The sequence below is a fragment of the Entomomonas sp. E2T0 genome (assembly GCF_025985425.1).
Classification (GTDB): domain Bacteria; phylum Pseudomonadota; class Gammaproteobacteria; order Pseudomonadales; family Pseudomonadaceae; genus Entomomonas.
Genome location: NZ_CP094972.1, coordinates 2,290,227 through 2,308,819 on the forward strand (window position 1 = coordinate 2,290,227; position 18,593 = coordinate 2,308,819).

The 18,593-nt window shown below is 35.8% G+C and carries 14 protein-coding genes; 10 read left to right on the forward strand and 4 right to left on the reverse strand.

Translation table 11 applies throughout. The annotated features are described in order from the left end of the window. The first annotated feature begins 482 nt into the window (after positions 1-482). Positions 483-4,550 carry a calcium-binding protein gene (locus MTZ49_RS11105; protein ID WP_264745614.1) on the forward strand — a complete coding sequence of 1,356 codons (4,068 nt, stop codon included), beginning with the start codon at positions 483-485 and terminating at the stop codon, positions 4,548-4,550. A gap of 80 nt (positions 4,551-4,630) precedes the next feature. Here the strand turns inward: MTZ49_RS11105 and MTZ49_RS11110 are convergent, their stop codons facing one another. Continuing rightward, positions 4,631-4,855, reverse strand: a complete 225-nt coding sequence (locus tag MTZ49_RS11110) for a hypothetical protein (protein WP_264745615.1) — start codon at positions 4,853-4,855, stop codon at positions 4,631-4,633. A gap of 394 nt (positions 4,856-5,249) precedes the next feature. On the opposite strand from MTZ49_RS11110, the gene MTZ49_RS11115 reads away from it, so the two are divergent. Further along, positions 5,250-5,792: a carboxymuconolactone decarboxylase family protein gene (locus MTZ49_RS11115; protein ID WP_264745616.1), complete on the forward strand. Its 543-nt coding sequence runs from the start codon at positions 5,250-5,252 to the stop codon at positions 5,790-5,792. A 135-nt stretch (positions 5,793-5,927) separates the two neighbouring features. Here MTZ49_RS11115 and MTZ49_RS11120 read toward each other — a convergent pair whose 3' ends face one another. Then, complete coding sequence (locus MTZ49_RS11120; RefSeq protein ID WP_264745617.1) at positions 5,928-6,185, reverse strand: hypothetical protein; 258 nt, start codon at positions 6,183-6,185, stop codon at positions 5,928-5,930. 243 nt (positions 6,186-6,428) lie between these two features. On the opposite strand from MTZ49_RS11120, the gene MTZ49_RS11125 reads away from it, so the two are divergent. From MTZ49_RS11125 to MTZ49_RS11135, 3 genes are all read left to right on the forward strand, one after another. Continuing rightward, positions 6,429-7,814: a DUF2868 domain-containing protein gene (locus tag MTZ49_RS11125; RefSeq protein WP_264745618.1), complete on the forward strand. Its 1,386-nt coding sequence runs from the start codon at positions 6,429-6,431 to the stop codon at positions 7,812-7,814. Then, positions 7,807-9,186 carry a DUF3482 domain-containing protein gene (locus MTZ49_RS11130; RefSeq protein ID WP_264745619.1) on the forward strand — a complete coding sequence of 460 codons (1,380 nt, stop codon included), beginning with the start codon at positions 7,807-7,809 and terminating at the stop codon, positions 9,184-9,186. The genes MTZ49_RS11125 and MTZ49_RS11130 overlap by 8 nt, the downstream gene beginning before the upstream one ends. A gap of 119 nt (positions 9,187-9,305) precedes the next feature. Then, positions 9,306-10,052, forward strand: a complete 747-nt coding sequence (locus tag MTZ49_RS11135; RefSeq protein WP_264745620.1) for an SAM-dependent methyltransferase — start codon at positions 9,306-9,308, stop codon at positions 10,050-10,052. Positions 10,053-10,235: 183 nt separating this feature from the next. On the opposite strand, the gene gltP is transcribed toward MTZ49_RS11135, so the two are convergent. Then, positions 10,236-11,594 carry a glutamate/aspartate:proton symporter GltP gene (gene gltP / locus MTZ49_RS11140; protein WP_319804732.1) on the reverse strand — a complete coding sequence of 453 codons (1,359 nt, stop codon included), beginning with the start codon at positions 11,592-11,594 and terminating at the stop codon, positions 10,236-10,238. A 392-nt stretch (positions 11,595-11,986) separates the two neighbouring features. Between gltP and MTZ49_RS11145 the strand changes: the two genes are divergently transcribed. Both MTZ49_RS11145 and MTZ49_RS11150 read left to right on the forward strand, forming a co-directional pair. Next, positions 11,987-12,391, forward strand: coding sequence for a CidA/LrgA family protein (locus tag MTZ49_RS11145; RefSeq protein ID WP_264745621.1), 405 nt, complete (start codon positions 11,987-11,989; stop codon positions 12,389-12,391). Further along, positions 12,381-13,070, forward strand: coding sequence for an LrgB family protein (locus tag MTZ49_RS11150; protein WP_264745622.1), 690 nt, complete (start codon positions 12,381-12,383; stop codon positions 13,068-13,070). The genes MTZ49_RS11145 and MTZ49_RS11150 overlap by 11 nt, the downstream gene beginning before the upstream one ends. Before the next feature lie 107 nt (positions 13,071-13,177). On the opposite strand, the gene MTZ49_RS11155 is transcribed toward MTZ49_RS11150, so the two are convergent. Then, a complete protein-coding gene (locus MTZ49_RS11155) occupies positions 13,178-13,477 on the reverse strand; it encodes a DUF5339 domain-containing protein (protein WP_264745623.1) in 300 nt (99 codons plus the stop codon). Between the two features lie 259 nt (positions 13,478-13,736). Here MTZ49_RS11155 and metH point away from each other — a divergent pair, with 259 nt between their 5' ends. The 3 genes from metH (at position 13,737) to MTZ49_RS11170 (ending at position 18,589) form a co-directional block, all read left to right on the forward strand. Then, positions 13,737-17,429: a methionine synthase gene (gene metH, locus MTZ49_RS11160; RefSeq protein ID WP_264745624.1), complete on the forward strand. Its 3,693-nt coding sequence runs from the start codon at positions 13,737-13,739 to the stop codon at positions 17,427-17,429. Between the two features lie 170 nt (positions 17,430-17,599). Further along, a complete protein-coding gene (locus MTZ49_RS11165) occupies positions 17,600-18,181 on the forward strand; it encodes a YceI family protein (protein ID WP_264745625.1) in 582 nt (193 codons plus the stop codon). A 129-nt stretch (positions 18,182-18,310) separates the two neighbouring features. Then, a complete protein-coding gene (locus tag MTZ49_RS11170; protein WP_264745626.1) occupies positions 18,311-18,589 on the forward strand; it encodes a DksA/TraR family C4-type zinc finger protein in 279 nt (92 codons plus the stop codon). Positions 18,590-18,593: the final 4 nt, after the last annotated feature.

The window sequence follows — 18,593 nt, forward strand, 5'->3', positions numbered from 1 at the left end:
CTAGAGATGAAGGCATGGTAGGTTGTTTATAGAGGCAATTCTTTTGGCTTAAACAAAAATTTTATAAGAATAATAAATGCCTTATTTCAACCATTAATTAAATGAGGTTTATATGCTGTATATATCAAATAGTGATTTGCTATTTAATTAATAATAGTTACTACACCTCTAAATTATTTAATCAATGGATAGTTTCTATGAGTAATTAGTTATTAATAAAAAGATAAACCTTAGAATTATCAAATTATTTTCATAATCTTTATCTGAAATCTGCTATAGCAAAACTTAGCTAATTTTTTTAATACACTTTTAATTAATTTTTGCTTAAGCCAAAAGAATTGCCTCTATAAACAACCTACCATGCCTTCATCTCTAGCCGTAATAGAGAAACAACAGATATATCAAACAGTTAATAAGATAAATAGTACATAGGAGCTTCATAGGAATTTATCTATTTCTGGTGAGGCTCTAAGGATTTCATAATGAAAAAATTTAAAAAACACTATCGGCGTATATTCACCTTGCTTTTTATGGTGCTCTCTATATCGCCTTTTAAGATAATACATGCACAAAATATCAATACGCATAATCAAGCTGTTGCAAGCTCTGAACAAGAGACTATAGCAAGTGATAGGTTGGATACTGATCTTATAGTAAATGCTCAAGAGCCAGGTATTCATGATACCTTGATTTTTAATAGTGGTGCAGGTAACTATATTGTTAATGCTTTCGATGATTTACAAGATGAAAATTATGGTAAGCGAGATAAAGTCATCTTTGGTGAAGGTATTACCAAAGCAATGATTAGCTTCAGTCAAAATAATGATGACTTAATTGTTAAAGTAGGTGATAAAACTGATCAAATAACCTTCACTAACTATTATAAACACACTGATTACCAAACTTTTAATCGTTTTGAGTTTGCCAATGGTGGTTTTTGGGCAGATATCCGAGAACTAACCTTTCCTGATGATCCTATGATACTTTTTGGAACCAATGGTAATGATACCTTAATAGGTGGTTCAGGCAATGATGTCATTATGGATTATACAGGTTATAACTATCTAGATGGTGGTGCTGGTGATGATGTCATTGTAGGAAGAGGAGAAATGATAGGGGGTATTGGTAATGACCATATTATGAATATAGTCAGTAATTCAGCTGGAGAGATTATTCGTTTTAACCTAGGTGATGGTAAAGATATTATCGATAGTTATGATAGTAATGGCTATAAAGATAGAGTTATTTTTGGTGAAGATGTTACCCCTGATATGATCACATTTCGTCGAGAGGGCGCAGCTTTAGTTGTGGTGGTAGGCGATCAAGGTGATGAAATGTGGTTTGTTAGATTCTTTGGTGATGAGTCGGTTTACAATGCAGCAGGTCAAACCTATCACCAATTTGAATTTGCAGATGGAACAGTATGGGAAGATATTCGAAAACTACCCCTCAAACAATATTACCCTGATGATTATAACCAAATTATAGGTACCCCATGGACAGATGTTATCTATGCAGGTTCAGGTGATGATGTTATTAAAAGTTATACAGGCTATAACTACTTAGATGGTGGTGCTGGTAACGATGTAATCATGGGGAGAGGTGAGTTTAGAGGTGGTAAAGGTAATGATCGTATTGTTAGTAGATTTGATAGCTCAGCAGGAGAAATCATTCACTTTAATCTAGGTGATGGTAAAGATATTATTGAAAGTTATGATAGCAACGCTAGTAGTGATAACTATAAAGATAAAGTAGTGTTTGGTGAAGATGTAACGCCTGATATGATTAGCTTTCGTCGTGAGGGAACTTCTTTAGTTGTGGTAGTAGGTGATCATGGCGATGAAATGAATTTTGTTAGATTTTTTGGTGATGAAAGTAATTCTAATGCAACAGGTCAAAGCTATCGTCAATTTGAATTTGCAGATGGTACAGTATGGCCAGATATTCGTAAAATAAAATTAACCCAATACTATGCAGATAATCAAAATAATATTTTAGGTACACCATGGGATGATGTGATCTATGCAGGTGCTGAGAATGATTATATTAGGGATTATGTGGGTTATAACTACTTAGATGGTGGTGCAGGTGATGATGTTATTTTGGGAAGAGGCGAGTTTAGAGGAGGCATTGGTAATGATCATATTAATAATAGACTAACTAACTCACCAGGAGATATTATTCATTTTAATTTGGGCGATGGTAAAGATATTATTGAAAGCTTTGATAGTAATGCTGGTAGTGACGCCTATAAGGATAAGATTATATTTGGCAAAGATGTCACCCCTGATATGGTCAGTTTTCGTCGAGATGGGGAAAGTTTAATAGTAGTAGTGGGTGACCAAGGTGATGAAATGCACTTTATTAACTTCTTTAGCTTAGCCGATGGAGTTGGTGGTCAAACTTATCGTCACTTTGAGTTTACAGATGGCACTATTTGGCCAGATATTCGCAAAACAAAACTAACTCAATATTATGCAGATAATCAAAATAATATTTTAGGAACGCCTTGGGATGATGCGATCTATGCAGGTAGTGGTAATGATCATATCAAAGATCTTGTAGGTTATAACTACCTAGATGGGGGAGATGGAGATGACTTTATCTATGGCAGAGGGGAGTTTAGAGGCGGCAAAGGTAATGATTATATTATGAACCGAATCAATAACTCAGCAGGGGATATTATTCATTTTAATCTAGAGGATGGTAAAGATACTATTGATGGTTTTGATCAATATGCTAATAGCGATAGTTATAAAGATAAAATTATATTTGGCAAAGATGTCACTCCTGAGATGATTAGCTTCCGTCGCGAGGGTAATGTATTAGTGGTAGTGGTAGGTAATCAAGGAGATGAAATGCACTTTATTAACTTCTTTAAAGGAGATGGTAACTCAGGGATGGGGGGCCAAAGTTACCGTCACTTTGAATTTGCAGATGGTACAGTTTGGGAGGATATTCGTAAAATGGTATTAAAACAATATTATCCTGATAACTACAATAAGGAAATCGTAGGAACACCATGGGACGATGCTATTTATGCAGGAGCAGGTGATGACACCATTACTGATACTGCAGGTTATAACTACCTAGATGGAGGAGCTGGAAATGATACTATCACAGGACGTGGTGAATTTAGAGGCGGTATTGGTAATGATCATATTATCAATAGAGTAAATTATTCAACAGGCGATATTATCCATTTTAATCTAGGGGATGGTAAAGATACTATTGATAGTTTTGATCAATATGCTAATAGCGATAGTTATAAAGATAAAATTATATTTGGTAAAGATGTCACTCCTGAGATGATTAGTTTTCGCCGAGATGGAGATGTACTTATTGTAGTAGTGGGTGATCAAGGAGATGAAATGCACTTTATTAACTTCTTTAACGCAGCGGGTAACTCAGGGATGGGGGGCCAAAGTTACCGTCACTTTGAATTTGCAGATGGTACAGTTTGGGAGGATATTCGTAAAATGGTATTAAAACAATATTATCCTGATAACTACAATAAGGAAATCGTAGGAACACCATGGGACGATGCTATTTATGCAGGAGCAGGTGATGACACCATTACTGATACTGCAGGTTATAACTACCTAGATGGAGGAGCTGGAAATGATACTATCACAGGACGTGGTGAATTTAGAGGCGGTATTGGTAATGATCATATTATCAATAGAGTAAATTATTCAACAGGCGATATTATCCATTTTAATCTAGGGGATGGTAAAGATACTATTGATAGTTTTGATCAATATGCTAATAGCGATAGTTATAAAGATAAAATTATATTTGGTAAAGATGTCACTCCTGAGATGATTAGTTTTCGCCGAGATGGAGATGTACTTATTGTAGTAGTGGGTGATCAAGGAGATGAAATGCACTTTATTAACTTCTTTAACGGAGCGGGTAACTTAGGGATGGGTGGTCAAAGTTATCGTCACTTTGAATTTGCAGATGGTACAGTTTGGACAGATATTCGTCCAACCTTAAATAATTTAGTATGGACATATTATTATGGTGATGAAGACGATACTATTGTAGGCACTAGTTATCATGATGCCATCTATGCAGGCGGAGGAAATGATACTATTACAGATACTGTTGGTTATAATTATCTATATGGTGAGGCAGGAGATGATACTATTACAGGCCGAGGAGAGTTAATAGGTGGTTTAGGTAATGACCATATTATTAATAGAATCAATAGTTCAGCAGGCGATATTATCCATTTTAACCTAGGCGATGGTAAAGATACTATTGATAGTTTTGATCAATATGCTAATAGCGATAGTTATAAAGATAAGATTATATTTGGCAAAGATGTTACACCAGAGATGATTAGTTTTCGCCGAGATGGAGATGTACTTATTGTAGTAGTGGGTGATCAAGGTGATGAAATGCATTTTATTAACTTCTTTAAAACAGAAGGCAATAATGGCATGGCGGGCCAAAGCTACCGTCACTTTGAGTTTGCAGATAAGACAGTTTGGCCAGATATCCGCCAACTTGAGCAATATAAAACAGGAATTATAAGCAAGTAAAATTCGTAGTTAATCTTTTACAAAGCCCTAGAAATTAATCTAGGGCTTTTTTATAAATATTATTAAAAGGGGAGATAGTGCTAATTATCTAATAAGTTTTTTAACCTTTCGATAAAATTTGTATACCCTTCTGGTTGTTCTCCAATTTCTACCAAGTACCAATATGAGTTATATTTTTTGCAATAGGCACTGTAACCATCTTTATTAAAAGATAAGTAATCTTGTAAAGGGATAGATTTAGAAATACTACTTAGTAAAACTTCATTAGCAGTGTCCTTTTTTACAATACCTTGGAAATTATGCATAGTTTGTTCTTCGTAGAGGAGAGGCCTCAAGCGCTATTAGCACTCTCTATTACATCTAGTAGTCTTATAGGGCGTTCTTTTCCTATTTTAGTAAGTTTTGTAACAATTAAATCATGCATTTTTATAACCGCTAAAAGCAATAAAAATACGTTATGTTGTTATTTTGTCACTAAGTCTAGAGAGAAAATGAACTGATAGTTCTATATCGTATTGTTAGACTTTTTGCTGATAGCTAGCTGTAATGTGAGAGAGGATTATAGTAGGTGTAGTGATTAATAGTTATAACAGGCAATGGGCTTTAATACCTCTTATCTCATTATATGATGAGGTAAGGGGTAAGTATTAATTAGTTAGTCTTATTTAAGCATATTATGAACTATATTGTGGAGATTACATGTCAAGATTTAATATTCCAGCTGATATTAATGCAGCACCTGAAGAATCCCGTGAGATGCTAGAAGCGGTTAATAAACAACTAGGTAAAGTACCTAATTTATATCGCTTAGTAGCGTTAAGCCCAGTAGCATTAAAAGGTTATGTCAATCTTTCAGGAGCTTTAGCTAAGGGTAAATTACATGCAAAAACTCGTGAAGGTATTTCATTAGCATTAGCTGAGATTAATGGTTGTTCTTATTGTTTATCTGCTCACAGTTATATTAGCAAAAATTTAATGAAAGTAGATGATGCTGAAATTGCAGCAAACCGTAAAGGTAGTTCTAATGATGAGAAAACTAAAGCTGCTATTGAGTTTGCGGTGAAGGTAGCAGAAAAGAAAGGCAAGGTTTCAGCACAAGATTTACAAAATATCCATGAACATGGTTATAGCGATGCCGAAATTATAGAAATTGTTCAAAATGTGGCACTTAATATTTGGACGAATTATATGAATAATGTGGCTGAAACAGAGGTAGATTTTCCAAAGGTCACACCTCAATAATGCGAATATTCAAAATATAAAAAAGGAGATTAATCTCCTTTTTTTAACTGTGTTATATAAGCAAAATAAAACCTTTACAACCACACATAGCTCAAAAGCTAATTAGAGCGTTAGCGTGTTTATATGCTAAGTAAATTAGGTTCGCTTAAACTCTGTCCATAAAGCTTTCACTTGTGCCATACGGTATTCAGCTAATCTTAATACTTTGATCATAAATTCATTGCCTTTTATTTTTTCTAAGTAATTTGCATTATATTCAAAGCTAGTATTATCTTTAATAGTAGAGTGCGTTAAGTCTGCTACTTCTTCCACAATATCATTTATATCTACTAAATCTTTACTACTGTTTAATAGTTCTAATGCATTGTGTAATGTGACAGTGACATATTTCATAGTATTTACCTTCTATATTAACTTTATAGGTTATATGCCCATTGGTTAGTGGAGATAAGTTAACCCTATAAATTTCTAACAGTTTAACTATACGCCTTCTTTATTAATTATCTAGAATAGATATATGTCTTTAAATTTCTTTTATTATATTTAAACAAAATTTAAATATTTATCCACAATATTTTCAGTCAGATGCAGTAGAATATAAGTTAATGTGTCTAGCAAAGGCTATTTATAAATATTGTGGCTAAACTAACTAATCAACAACATTTTAATGAGCTATGGTTAGCTGAAACTATTCGTTTGCAAGAAGAGCAACAAGGAGTACTAGCAGATAGTGAAGCTGTGCGCCAAGCACGTAAAGCGGGTGGTGACTTACAAACACGTATTGTGGCACGTGCTCACTGGTTAGCCAATAAAACAGATTTATTATTGGCACAGCAAAGCGCTTTAACTGCTATGCATTGGTCTGTGCGTATTTTGTGTGTATTAGCTATTTTTGTTGGTATAGGGCTAGTATTACCTACCTTTTCAGCGGCAGAACATACTATTAATATTTTTAGCGCCCTTGGTTGTTTGCTGGGCCTAAATATATTAATGCTTATTATTTGGTTAGCAGGCACATTTGTTGGTGGGCAATCAGTTAATCAATTAGGTCGTTTTAGTTTGTGGCTAACCAGTAAATTAACAGGTAAAAAGCAAGTTGTGCAGTTAATGCCGGCCTTACTTAGTTTATTACATCAAAGAAAACTAGAGCGTTGGTGGTTAGGTAAGTTAACCAATGGGTTATGGTTATTAGCCTCAATAGTTGCTTTAATTAGTTTGTTATTATTATTGGCTACACAACGTTATGGCTTTATTTGGCAAACTACTATTTTAAGTGCCGATAGTTTTGTAACTGTAGTACAGGTTTTAGGCACTTTACCTCATATATTAGGCTTTCCTATTCCTAGTGAAGAGCTTGTTAGGCAAAGTGGTGATATGGCGGTAATGACAGATACTGCTAGACAAACTTGGGCCACTTGGTTAGTAGGTGTTTTAGTAGTATATGGAATATTACCTCGGTTAGTATTGTTTTTTCTTTGTAGTAGTTTTGGCCAATATGGTTATAAACGCCTTAGTTTAGATTTATCGTTACCTAGTTATAGTTTATTAAAGTCACGGTTATTACCAGATACTGAAATAATCGGTGTAACGGATGCTATACCAGCACATTGGTCAGAACCAACAGCAGCATCAGCTACTTGGTCAGAAAAAGGGGCTGTCTTAGTAGGGGTAGAATTAGAGCCTAATTATCCTTGGCCACCTGCTACATTATCTGAACATATAGTGGATGCTGGGCTAATAGAAACAAGAGAACAACGTAAGCAGCTATTAGATCAGTTAACCATTAACCCTGTTGCTAAATTATTAATCGTTTGTGATCCCAGACGTTCTGTGGATAGAGGAACATTGGCATTGATTACAGAGTTAGCCCATTGTGCAGCAGAAACTAGGGTATGCTTATTAGTCGAGCAAGATACTGATACGCAACGCCTCGCTGATTGGCAACAAACATTGGATCAATTGCAGTTAGCGTATGGAGATAAAGATAGTTTACTGGCATGGTTAGGAGCAGAGCATGACTAAGCCATTAGTGCTTGCGTTGGTTGGTCACACTAATGTGGGTAAAACCTCACTATTACGAACTTTAATTCGTGATACTCATTTTGGCGAGGTCTCCCATCGACCTAGTACTACCCGTCATGTTGAGGGTGCTAAATTACTAATTGCAGGTAAACCATTATTAGAACTATATGATACCCCTGGTTTAGAAGATGCTATTGGTTTGCTAGACTATTGTGATCAGTTGGCTCAAGGGGATAGACTTGATGGCCCCGAGAGAATTGAACGTTTTTTAAAAAGTAATGAGGCAAAACTGCGTTTTGAGCAAGAAGCTAAGGTATTAAGGCAATTATTACAATCTGATGCAGGATTGTATGTAATCGATGCAAGAGAGCCTGTACTAGCAAAATATAAAGATGAATTAGAAATTCTAATTGATACAGGTAAACCATTATTACCTGTACTGAATTTTGTAGCCAATAATAATCATCGTACTGAAGAGTGGCGAGGGGCTTTAGCACGTTTAGGGTTACATGCATTAGTTCAATTTGATAGTGTTGCACCACCAGAGGATGGTGAACGTCGCCTATATGAGACGCTAGCCTTATTATTAGAACAAGCTCGACCACAACTATTAGAGCTTATTGGTTATCATGAGCAACAATCTGTGGAGCGTTATCAGCAAGGATTAAAAATAATTGCTGAGCTATTAATAGATATTGCTGCTTACAGCTTTTTAGTGGCTACAGATGAAAAAAGTATCAATGAGGCTAAGCAAAATTTACAAGATAAAGTAAGAAAGCGTGAGCAACATTGTATTGAGTCTTTGTTAGCATTGTATCAGTTTAGAAAAGATGACGCTTTTGCAGGTAACTTACCCTTAATTGATGGTCGTTTTGATGATGATTTATTTAACCCTGAAACCATTAAACAGTTTAGCCTTAGTATTGGTAAAGGTGCTGCTGCTGGAGCTGTTGCAGGTGTAGGTGTGGATTTGATGTTTGCAGGGTTAACCTTAGGAGCTGCTGCGTTGTTAGGTGCTATTACAGGCAGTGCATGGCAAACATTCTCTAATTACAAAGATCAATTAGTAGGCAAATTTACAGGTAAGCAATTTTTAGGTGTTGATGATGCTATTTTACAGATTTTGGCTATTCGTCAGTGCTATTTATTAACTGCTTTAGTAAAACGTGGTCATGCTGCTAATCAGGCGATTGAGTTAAATGTGACAGACCATCATCTGTGGAAAACATTACCGAAACCTTTACAAAAAGCGCGAGCACATCAAGACTGGTGTTCGCTATTAAAAGGGTATCGGTCAGCCGATAATGAAAGAGCAGAGCAAATAGTTAAATTAGCGAATAATCTACAAGAAGCTTTAGTAGACGCAGTTTAATTATAAAAATGGATACTAAATAACTTTGCTGATCTTAATATGATCAAAACTCCTTGTTTACTATAGGTACTAAGGGTATATTCCAGTTATTGTACAATTTAGTAAAAGGAGTTTTTACATTGGACATCCCACGTATCTTCAATATTACTGAGAGTGCTCATCGTATTCACAACCCATTTACAGCAGAAAAACTTGCTACGCTTGGTGCAGTATTGCGTTTAGATGCTGGAGCTAGTGTACTGGATCTCGGTAGCGGTTCAGGCGAAATGCTGTGTACTTGGGCGCGTGATTATGGAATTACTGGTGTTGGCATTGATATGAGCCAGTTATTCAGTAAGCAAGCAAAACTTCGAGCTAAAGAACTTGGAGTCACTGGTCAAGTTAAGTTTATTCATGATAATGCTGTTGGTTACATCGCTGATAAAAAGGTTGATATAGCAGCCTGTGTCGGTGCTACGTGGATTGGTGGGGGGATTGCTGGCACTATCGAGCTTCTGACGAAGAGTCTCCATACGGGTGGAACAATCCTTATTGGTGAACCCTACTGGCGTCAGTTGCCACCAACGGAAGATGTTGTTAAGGGTTGCTGTGCTGAGTCTATTTCTGACTTTGTTATGTTGCCAGAGCTTATTACTTATTTTGGTGACCTTAATTATGATGTTGTGGAAATGGTTCTGGCTGACCAAGAAGGATGGGATAGGTATGAGGCAGCCAAGTGGCTCACCATGCGTCGATGGCTTGAAGCAAATCCGAACGATGATTTTGCAAAAGAAGTGCGAACTCAACTGACTTTAGAACCAAAACGTTACGTCACATATACACGTGAATATTTGGGGTGGGGTGTGTTCGCATTGATTGCACGCTGATATGTGGCAAGAGGATATTCAATGACTTGATAGAGTGTGAGTTGTGTTTAACTAAACAATCACTCTTAATAATAAAAGGACAATATCAATAGTACTTATCTAATTTGTTTTAGTTTATTTGTGAAAGATATTTGTAAAGCAGTATAGAATACCTATACTGCTTTTAGAAAGAACTAAGAGAATTTAGCCTTTAGGATGAAGCATTTGTTTTTCGTAGGCTAGAGATTTTTCAACATCAAACTGACCTTCCCATTTAGCGACTACTAAGGCTGCTAGCGAGTTACCTACCACATTAAGTGCGGTACGTGCCATATCCATAATACGGTCAACCCCTGCAATAAAGGCTAAACCAAGGGTAGCATCTTTCATATCAATCACGCTGCCTAAAGTGGCAAGTAAAACCACAAAGGAAACACCTGGTACACCTGCAATTCCCTTAGAGGTAATCATTAGGGTGAGAACAAGGGTAATTTCATGCCAAATTGTCAGGTTATAACCAAATAGTTGGGCAATAAAAATAGCAGCAATACTTTGATAAAGGGTCGAACCATCTAAGTTAAAAGAATAACCTGTAGGGATAACAAAGCTAGTGATAGACCTTGGCGCACCATAGTGCTCCATTTTCTCCATAATACGAGGAAGTACAGTTTCAGAACTTGAAGTGGAGTAGGCTAGTATTAATTCATCTTTTAGGATTAAAATCAGTTTAAAAATATTCAAGCCACAAATTTTTGCCACAATACCAAATATCACAATAGCGAAAAATAGAATAGCCGCATAAACCAGGGAAACTAATTTTAGTAATGGCAATAATGAACTAAAACCAAACTGACTAACAGTAACCGCAATTAATGCAAAAACTCCCACTGGCGCATAGAGCATAATAATATTAGTTACTTTAAACATGGTTTCTGAAACACCACTAAAGATATTTAGTAAGGGGTCTCTTTTAGCCGCAGGAATAGAGGATAATGCAACCCCAAACAGTACTGCAAAGAAAATAATTGCCAACATATCGCCACGCATTAATGCGGCAAAGATATTGGTAGGTACTAAAGACATTAAGGTTTGTACAAAATGATTTTCATGCGAAACTTGTGCGGTAGCAGAAGCATATTGAGAGATATCAGTTTGTGTTAAGGTAGAAATATCAATACCTGTACCAGGGTGAAAAACATTAGCAAAAGTAATACCTACCACAATAGCAATGGTGGTAATTACTTCAAAATAAACTATGGTCTTAACCCCTATACGTCCAAGCTTTTTAGAATCCCCTATACCTGCAACGCCCACTACAATGGACGATAGTACAATAGGTACTACAATCATTTTAATAAGACGAATAAATAAATCACCAGCAGGCTGTAAGATAGTATTTATAGTCCAAGTGACATTAGGATTTACAATAGTTTTTTCAAATCCAAAGATATTAATAAGTTGTACAGTTGGTACATTGTGAAGAATAGCCCCCAATGTAATACCTAAAATTAATGCTATTAATATTTGCCATGCAAGGCTAATTTTAAATGACTTTTTTTTCATAATTATCCTAATTTATTTATAGGGTATTTTTATTAACCAAGATTGGTTATATATAGGAGTGATAATTGGCAAAAAAATGCCTAATCTGTAGACAAAAATTATAATGTTTAGTTCCCCATTGCTATTTGAAAAATACTAATACTTATTGATACTTATGTATGAAGGCAGTAAACTCGATATTATAAGCTATTTATAAATAAAGAGTTATTTTATTTTGCTAGGCGAGTTTTATTTGTAAAAAGTGATTTTTTCTTCACAGTTAATTAATTCACTGTTTTAGCTATAAAATTAGGGCTATAATAAAAAGGCATAATTAATAATTATGCTAATTCTATTCTGCTTTTTAATATCATCTGTTAAAGGTGATATCCCTTATCAATGTATTATTTATTATGAAACGTCAGTATATTTTTATGTTAACTCGGTTGTTAGCAGAGTTAGCGGTGTTGATTGCTTTTTATGCTATAGGAAAGCAATTGGTAGTCTGGTTTCATCTTTCGATTCCTCCAGGTGTTATTGGTTTAGCATTATTACTTATGGTATTTGCTTCTGGTTGGTTGAGTCCTGATCAACTACAGAGAGGAGCGGCACTATTATTAGGTGAAATGCTGTTGTTTTTTGTACCAGCAGTAATGAGTTTGCTTGATTATGGTACGCTGATTATGAATCAAGGATGGAAAATAATTCTAATTATTCTACTCAGTACAGTGCTAGTGATGTTAGGAACAGCAATTACTGTAGAGCTTATTTATCGTTGGAATTTAATGCGCCGCTGGAGAAAAAAACATGGTCATTGAGTGGTGGAAACCTTGGCTTTGGCTATTACTAACATTGCTGAGTTATTTTTTAAGTCGTTGGTTGTATAGACGTAAGCGTTATTATATTTTATCGCCTTTATTGTTTGTTCCTATTGTATTGTTTGCATTTGCAGTACCATTACATGCCACCTATAAAGAATATTCGCAAAACACACACTGGCTTGTATTAATGTTAGGCCCTGCAACAGTAGCTTTTGCTATTCCTATTTGGAAACAGCGTAAACTAATCATGCAACATTGGTTAGCTCTGTCTTTAGGAATGCTGGTGGGTAGCACTTTATCTATTATCAGTTCATTTGGGCTAGCTCATTTATTAGCGTTAGATGATAAAGTAACCATGTCACTTGTACCTCGCACTATCACCACACCCTTTGCGATGCCTGTTGCTGAAAGTTTAGGTGGTGTGCCTGAGCTAGCTGCTGTTTTTGTTTTAATCACGGGGGTATTAGGCGCTTTGTTAGGTGGCATATTACTGAAATGGCTGCCATTAAAAACAACCTTGGCGCGAGGGGCTATTTTTGGTGTAGGTGCACATGGTTGTGGGGTTACTAGAGCAAATGAGTTGGGTGTTGGGGAAGGCTCGGTAGCTGGTTTAGCAATGGTGTTAATGGGATTAATTAATTTAATTGCAGCACCATTAATTCATTATTTGCTATAACTATTTGGTTGAAAGTAGTTTATTCAAAATAGCCTAATGATTTGTCATCTTGTTGAGAATACCTAAAGAAGAGTTAAACTAAACCCTTCTTTAAGAAAGTAATATTTTTATTTCTTAGCTGCAGCAGCGTCTGCTTGAGCTTTTTTAGCTTGCTCTAAAGCATCTAATGCTTGCTTACAAACGGACTTTTGTTGGTCTGCTGATAATGCAGTGAATTGAGTTTTTGAAGCCTCGTATTGGGCTTTAACTGTTGCAGGATCTAGACCCTGTGCCTTAATTGCTTCTAATGAAGCTTCTAACGCAGCATCAGCTTCTTTAAAATAGTCTTGGCATTCTGTAACTAATTCAGCAGCCATAACTGAGGCAGAGAAAGAAGCAACAATTAAACCTAATAAAATCTTTTTCATAGTATATCCTTAAATGTGGGGGTGATATTTATTGTTGTTATCAAAATCAAAAGATTTAAATTTCTTGATCCTGATTCTATATTATATGATTTCAAAAGAATTTTTGCATTGATAAAAATTAAGAAAGAATAAATAGATAGGGTGGTTACTTGTTTAAATATATGTTTATAACTAATAAATAGTCAATGTTTTGTTTAATCTGATTGATAATTCATTATAATAGACAGTTTTAACCAGTTTCCTATTAGGTATTGTTGTAATGTTAGATCGTGCAGCCCGTCTTGTAGCTTTTCAAGAAGCTTTAAAAAATCGTATTCTTATTCTTGATGGTGGAATGGGAACCATGATTCAAAGCTATAAGTTAGAAGAAAAGGATTATCGTGGTGAGCGCTTTGCTGATTGGCCCATGGATGTAAAAGGCAATAATGATTTATTGTTACTTTCTCAACCCAATATTATTGCAGAGATTGAAAAAGCGTATTTAGATGCTGGCGCTGATATTTTAGAAACCAATACCTTTAATTCAACTAATGTTTCTCAAGCTGATTATGGTATGGAGAGCTTGGTTTATGAGTTGAATTTTGAAGGCGCTCGTATCGCTCGCCAAGTAGCTGATCAAAAGACATTAGAAACACCGGATAAACCAAGATTTGTAGCAGGTGTATTAGGCCCTACTAGTCGCACCTGTTCTATTTCACCTGATGTAAATAATCCAGGTTTTCGTAATATTAGTTTTGATGAGCTAGTAGAAAACTATACGGAATCCACCAAAGGGCTTGTTGAAGGTGGTGCAGACTTTATTCTAATAGAAACTATCTTTGATACCTTAAATGCTAAAGCGGCTATTTTTGCGGTACAAGGTGTATTTGAAGAGCTAGGTGTTACATTACCTATTATGATCTCAGGGACTATTACGGATGCTTCTGGTCGTACTTTATCAGGTCAAACAACAGAGGCTTTCTGGAATTCTATTCGACATGCTAACCCTATTTCTGTAGGGCTTAACTGTGCATTGGGTGCTCAAGAGTTACGTCCTTATTTATCAGAGCTTTCAGATAAGGCAGATACCTATATTTCTGCTCATCCAAATGCTGGTTTACCCAATGCTTTTGGTGAGTATGATGAATTACCAGAACAAATGTCAGCTATTATTAAAGAGTTTGCTGAAGCAGGCTATTTAAATATTGTCGGTGGTTGTTGTGGTACCAGCCCTGCACATATTAAAGCCATTGCTGAAATTGTAAGCAATATAGCACCACGTCAGATTCCTGAAATTCCAAAAGCTTGTCGTTTAGCAGGGTTAGAGCCTTTTAATATTACCCGTGATTCATTATTTGTAAATGTGGGAGAGCGTACTAATATTACAGGTTCGGCTAAATTTGCTCGCTTAATTCGTGAAGGTAACTATGCAGAGGCTTTAGAAGTAGCGCAACAGCAAGTAGAGTCAGGTGCACAAATCATCGATATTAATATGGATGAAGGTATGCTTGATTCACAAGCCGCAATGGTTACTTTCTTAAATATGGTAGCTTCTGAACCTGATATCTCCCGTGTACCCATTATGGTTGATTCCTCTAAATGGGAAGTAATCGAAGCAGGGTTAAAGTGTATTCAAGGTAAAGGAATTGTTAATTCGATTAGTTTAAAAGAGGGCATAGAGCCTTTCTTACACCATGCTAAGCTTTGTAAACGTTATGGTGCAGCTGTTATTGTAATGGCCTTTGATGAACAGGGGCAGGCTGATACTGAAGCGCGTAAGAAAGAAATTTGTAAACGTTCCTATGATATTTTAGTGAATGAAGTAGGTTTTCCAGCAGAAGATATTATTTTTGATGCTAATATCTTTGCGGTAGCTACAGGCATAGAAGAACATAATAATTATGCTGTAGATTTTATTAATGCCTGCGCTTATATTCGTGACAACTTACCTCATGCTCTAACTTCTGGTGGTGTTTCTAACGTTTCATTCTCTTTTCGTGGTAATAACCCAGTACGTGAAGCAATTCACTCGGTATTTTTATACTATGCCATTAAAAATGGCTTAACCATGGGGATTGTCAACGCGGGACAATTAGCCATTTATGATGATATTCCACAAGAGCTTAGAGATAGAGTAGAAGATGTTATTCTTAATCGTAATACTCAGGGAACTGAAGCATTATTAGAAGTTGCTGAAAAATATCGTGGTGATGGTGCGACTAAAGAAACTGAAACAGAAGAATGGCGTAATTTACCTGTAGCTAAGCGTCTTGAATATGCTTTAGTAAAAGGAATCACTACTTATATTGTAGAGGATACGGAAGAATGCCGTTTGCAATGTAAGCGCCCCATTGAAGTAATTGAAGGCCCCTTAATGGCAGGGATGAATATTGTAGGGGACTTGTTTGGTGATGGTAAGATGTTTTTACCACAGGTTGTGAAATCTGCTCGAGTAATGAAGCAGTCAGTGGCTCATCTTGTACCTTTTATTGAAGCAGAAAAGGGTGATAAAAAAGAGGCCAAAGGTAAAATTCTGCTTGCTACCGTAAAAGGTGATGTACACGATATTGGTAAAAATATTGTGGGTGTAGTACTAGGCTGTAATGGTTATGATATTGTTGATTTAGGGGTGATGGTACCCTGTGAGAAAATCCTGCAAGCCGCTATTGATGAGAAAGTTGATATTATTGGTTTATCAGGGCTAATTACTCCCTCATTAGATGAAATGGTACATGTAGCCAAAGAAATGCAACGGCAAGGTTTTAAGATACCGTTAATGATTGGTGGCGCTACTACTTCTAAAGCCCATACTGGGGTAAAAATTGAACCACAATACCAAAATGATATCGCTATTTATACTTCTGATGCCTCTCGTGCGGTGGGCGTAGCTACTCAATTACTGTCTAAGGAAATGAAACCAGATTTAGTGGCTAAAACCCGTGAAGAGTATCAACAAATTAGAGAAAGAATGAGTAAACGTAGTCAAACGGCTAAATATCTTTCTTATAACGAAGCTATTGCTAATAAACCACAAATTGATTGGCAAGATTTTACCCCGACTAAACCACAGTTTATTGGTACTAAGGTGCTAGAGGATATCGATTTAGCTGCTTTGGTAGATTATATTGATTGGACACCTTTCTTTATTTCTTGGGATTTAGCAGGTAAATATCCTCGTATACTCACTGATGAGGTAGTAGGGGAAGAGGCCACAAAATTATTTCACGATGCTCAGCAAATGTTGCAAATGATAGTTGATGGTAAATTGATTAAAGCACGTGCAACTTTTGGTTTTTGGGCTGCTAATCAAGTTAATCATGATGATATTGAACTTTATGATGAAAATGGCCAAACGGTCACTATATTACATCATCTACGCCAACAACAAATTAAAGCAGAAGGCACTAAAAGTTATTCCTTAGCTGATTTTATTGCTCCTAAAGAAACTGGCATCACTGATTATATGGGAGGCTTTATTGTAACGGCAGGTATTGGTGTCAATGAACTAGTGGCACACTATGAAGCTAAGCAAGATGATTATAATGCCATTATGGTTAAAGCCTTAGCTGATCGTTTTGTAGAAGCTTGTACCGAATGGTTACATGCACAAGTGCGTAAAACCTATTGGGGCTATGCTGCGGATGAAACATTAGATAATGAAGCGTTAATTAAAGAACAATATCAAGGCATAAGACCTGCACCAGGTTATCCAGCTTGTCCAGATCATACTGAAAAAGCTACCTTATTTGAATTATTAGATAAGAATAATCAAAGTAAAGTAACACTTACTGAAAACTATGCAATGTGGCCTACGGCTGCTATTAGTGGTTGGTTCTTTGCTAATCCTCAGGCTAAATACTTTGGGGTAGGTAAAATTTATCAAGATCAAGTAGAGAACTATGCTAAACGTAAAAATATGCCTATTGAGGATATAGAGCGTTGGTTAGCACCCAATCTAGGGTATGATAAATAATATATAAAAAATGGAGCTAATTAGCTCCATTTTTTTATTTATCCTAAAGAGCAGTTAGAGTAATTATTCCATAATTGGAACAGTCTAAACCTATTTGACTATTTATTTATTAGCTAATCATAAATAAACTGCTATCCATTATTATTAATTAATATTTACAAGGATAATTTATGTTTAAGAAAGCCATCATCACAACAGCTATCACCAGTTTGTTAGCAGTTGCAGCACCATTTGTTAATGCAGCTAATTATAAGATTGATCAAGAAGGACAACATGCTTTTGTTAACTTCCGTATTAATCATTTAGGTTATAGCTGGCTCTATGGAACCTTTAGAGATTTCTCAGGTACTTTTACTTATGATAAAGCTAACCCTGCAGCAGATAAAGTAAATGTGGTCATCAATACTAAAAGTGTTGATACTAACCATGAAAAGCGTAATGAGCACATTAGCTCAGCTGATCTATTAAATGTTGCAAAATTCCCACAAGCAAGTTTTGTTTCTACAAAAGTAATACCTAAACAAGATAACAAATTTGATATTGAAGGTAATCTAACATTACATGGTGTTACTAAACCCATTACGATTAATGCTGAGTTTATTGGTGAAGGTAAAGATCCATGGGGTGGCTACCGCGCAGGTTTCTCTGGTACTACGACACTTAAGTTAAAAGATTTTGGTATTAATTATGACTTAGGCCCTGCTAGCGAAACAGTAGAAATGACTTTATCGATTGAAGGTGTTCGCCAATAATTTAATAGGTTTTGTTTCCCAATAGCCGCTATTTTTTTGAAATAGCGGTTTTTTTATTATTAGATTATTGAAAAGTGACTAACAAGTAACCATATAATAAGTATCCTCAATAAATTGGAGGTTATAGTTATGGCTAGTGGCTGGGCATCTGATGATGCCGTGAGTGAGCAAATTGAAAGTAGTATTGCTGATGCAGTAGAGCATGCTAAACAACAATTAAATTTAAACCCAAATCAGCAGAGTTCAGAGTTCTGTGAAGAGTGTGGTGAACCCATTTCTGAAGCAAGGCGTAAAGCATTGCTAGGGGTTAGATATTGCATTAACTGTCAGCAAGAGTTTGATAAACAACAAGCTAAAGAGCTAAACCTATATAATCGACGTGGTAGTAAAGATAGCCAGTTAAGATAAGAGA

Bases quoted from the DNA above. Each gene is read 5' to 3' on its own strand.
- MTZ49_RS11120 (WP_264745617.1), bottom strand. From the start codon at position 6,185: ATGAAATATGTCACTGTCACATTACACAATGCATTAGAACTATTAAAC.
- metH (WP_264745624.1), top strand. From the start codon at position 13,737: ATGTTAGATCGTGCAGCCCGTCTTGTAGCTTTTCAAGAAGCTTTAAAA.
- MTZ49_RS11165 (WP_264745625.1), top strand. From the start codon at position 17,600: ATGTTTAAGAAAGCCATCATCACAACAGCTATCACCAGTTTGTTAGCA.
- MTZ49_RS11115 (WP_264745616.1), top strand. From the start codon at position 5,250: ATGTCAAGATTTAATATTCCAGCTGATATTAATGCAGCACCTGAAGAA.
- MTZ49_RS11110 (WP_264745615.1), bottom strand. From the start codon at position 4,855: ATGCATAATTTCCAAGGTATTGTAAAAAAGGACACTGCTAATGAAGTT.
- MTZ49_RS11170 (WP_264745626.1), top strand. From the start codon at position 18,311: ATGGCTAGTGGCTGGGCATCTGATGATGCCGTGAGTGAGCAAATTGAA.
- MTZ49_RS11150 (WP_264745622.1), top strand. From the start codon at position 12,381: ATGGTCATTGAGTGGTGGAAACCTTGGCTTTGGCTATTACTAACATTG.
- MTZ49_RS11145 (WP_264745621.1), top strand. From the start codon at position 11,987: ATGAAACGTCAGTATATTTTTATGTTAACTCGGTTGTTAGCAGAGTTA.
- MTZ49_RS11155 (WP_264745623.1), bottom strand. From the start codon at position 13,477: ATGAAAAAGATTTTATTAGGTTTAATTGTTGCTTCTTTCTCTGCCTCA.
- MTZ49_RS11130 (WP_264745619.1), top strand. From the start codon at position 7,807: ATGACTAAGCCATTAGTGCTTGCGTTGGTTGGTCACACTAATGTGGGT.
- gltP (WP_319804732.1), bottom strand. From the start codon at position 11,594: ATGAAAAAAAAGTCATTTAAAATTAGCCTTGCATGGCAAATATTAATA.
- MTZ49_RS11105 (WP_264745614.1), top strand. From the start codon at position 483: ATGAAAAAATTTAAAAAACACTATCGGCGTATATTCACCTTGCTTTTT.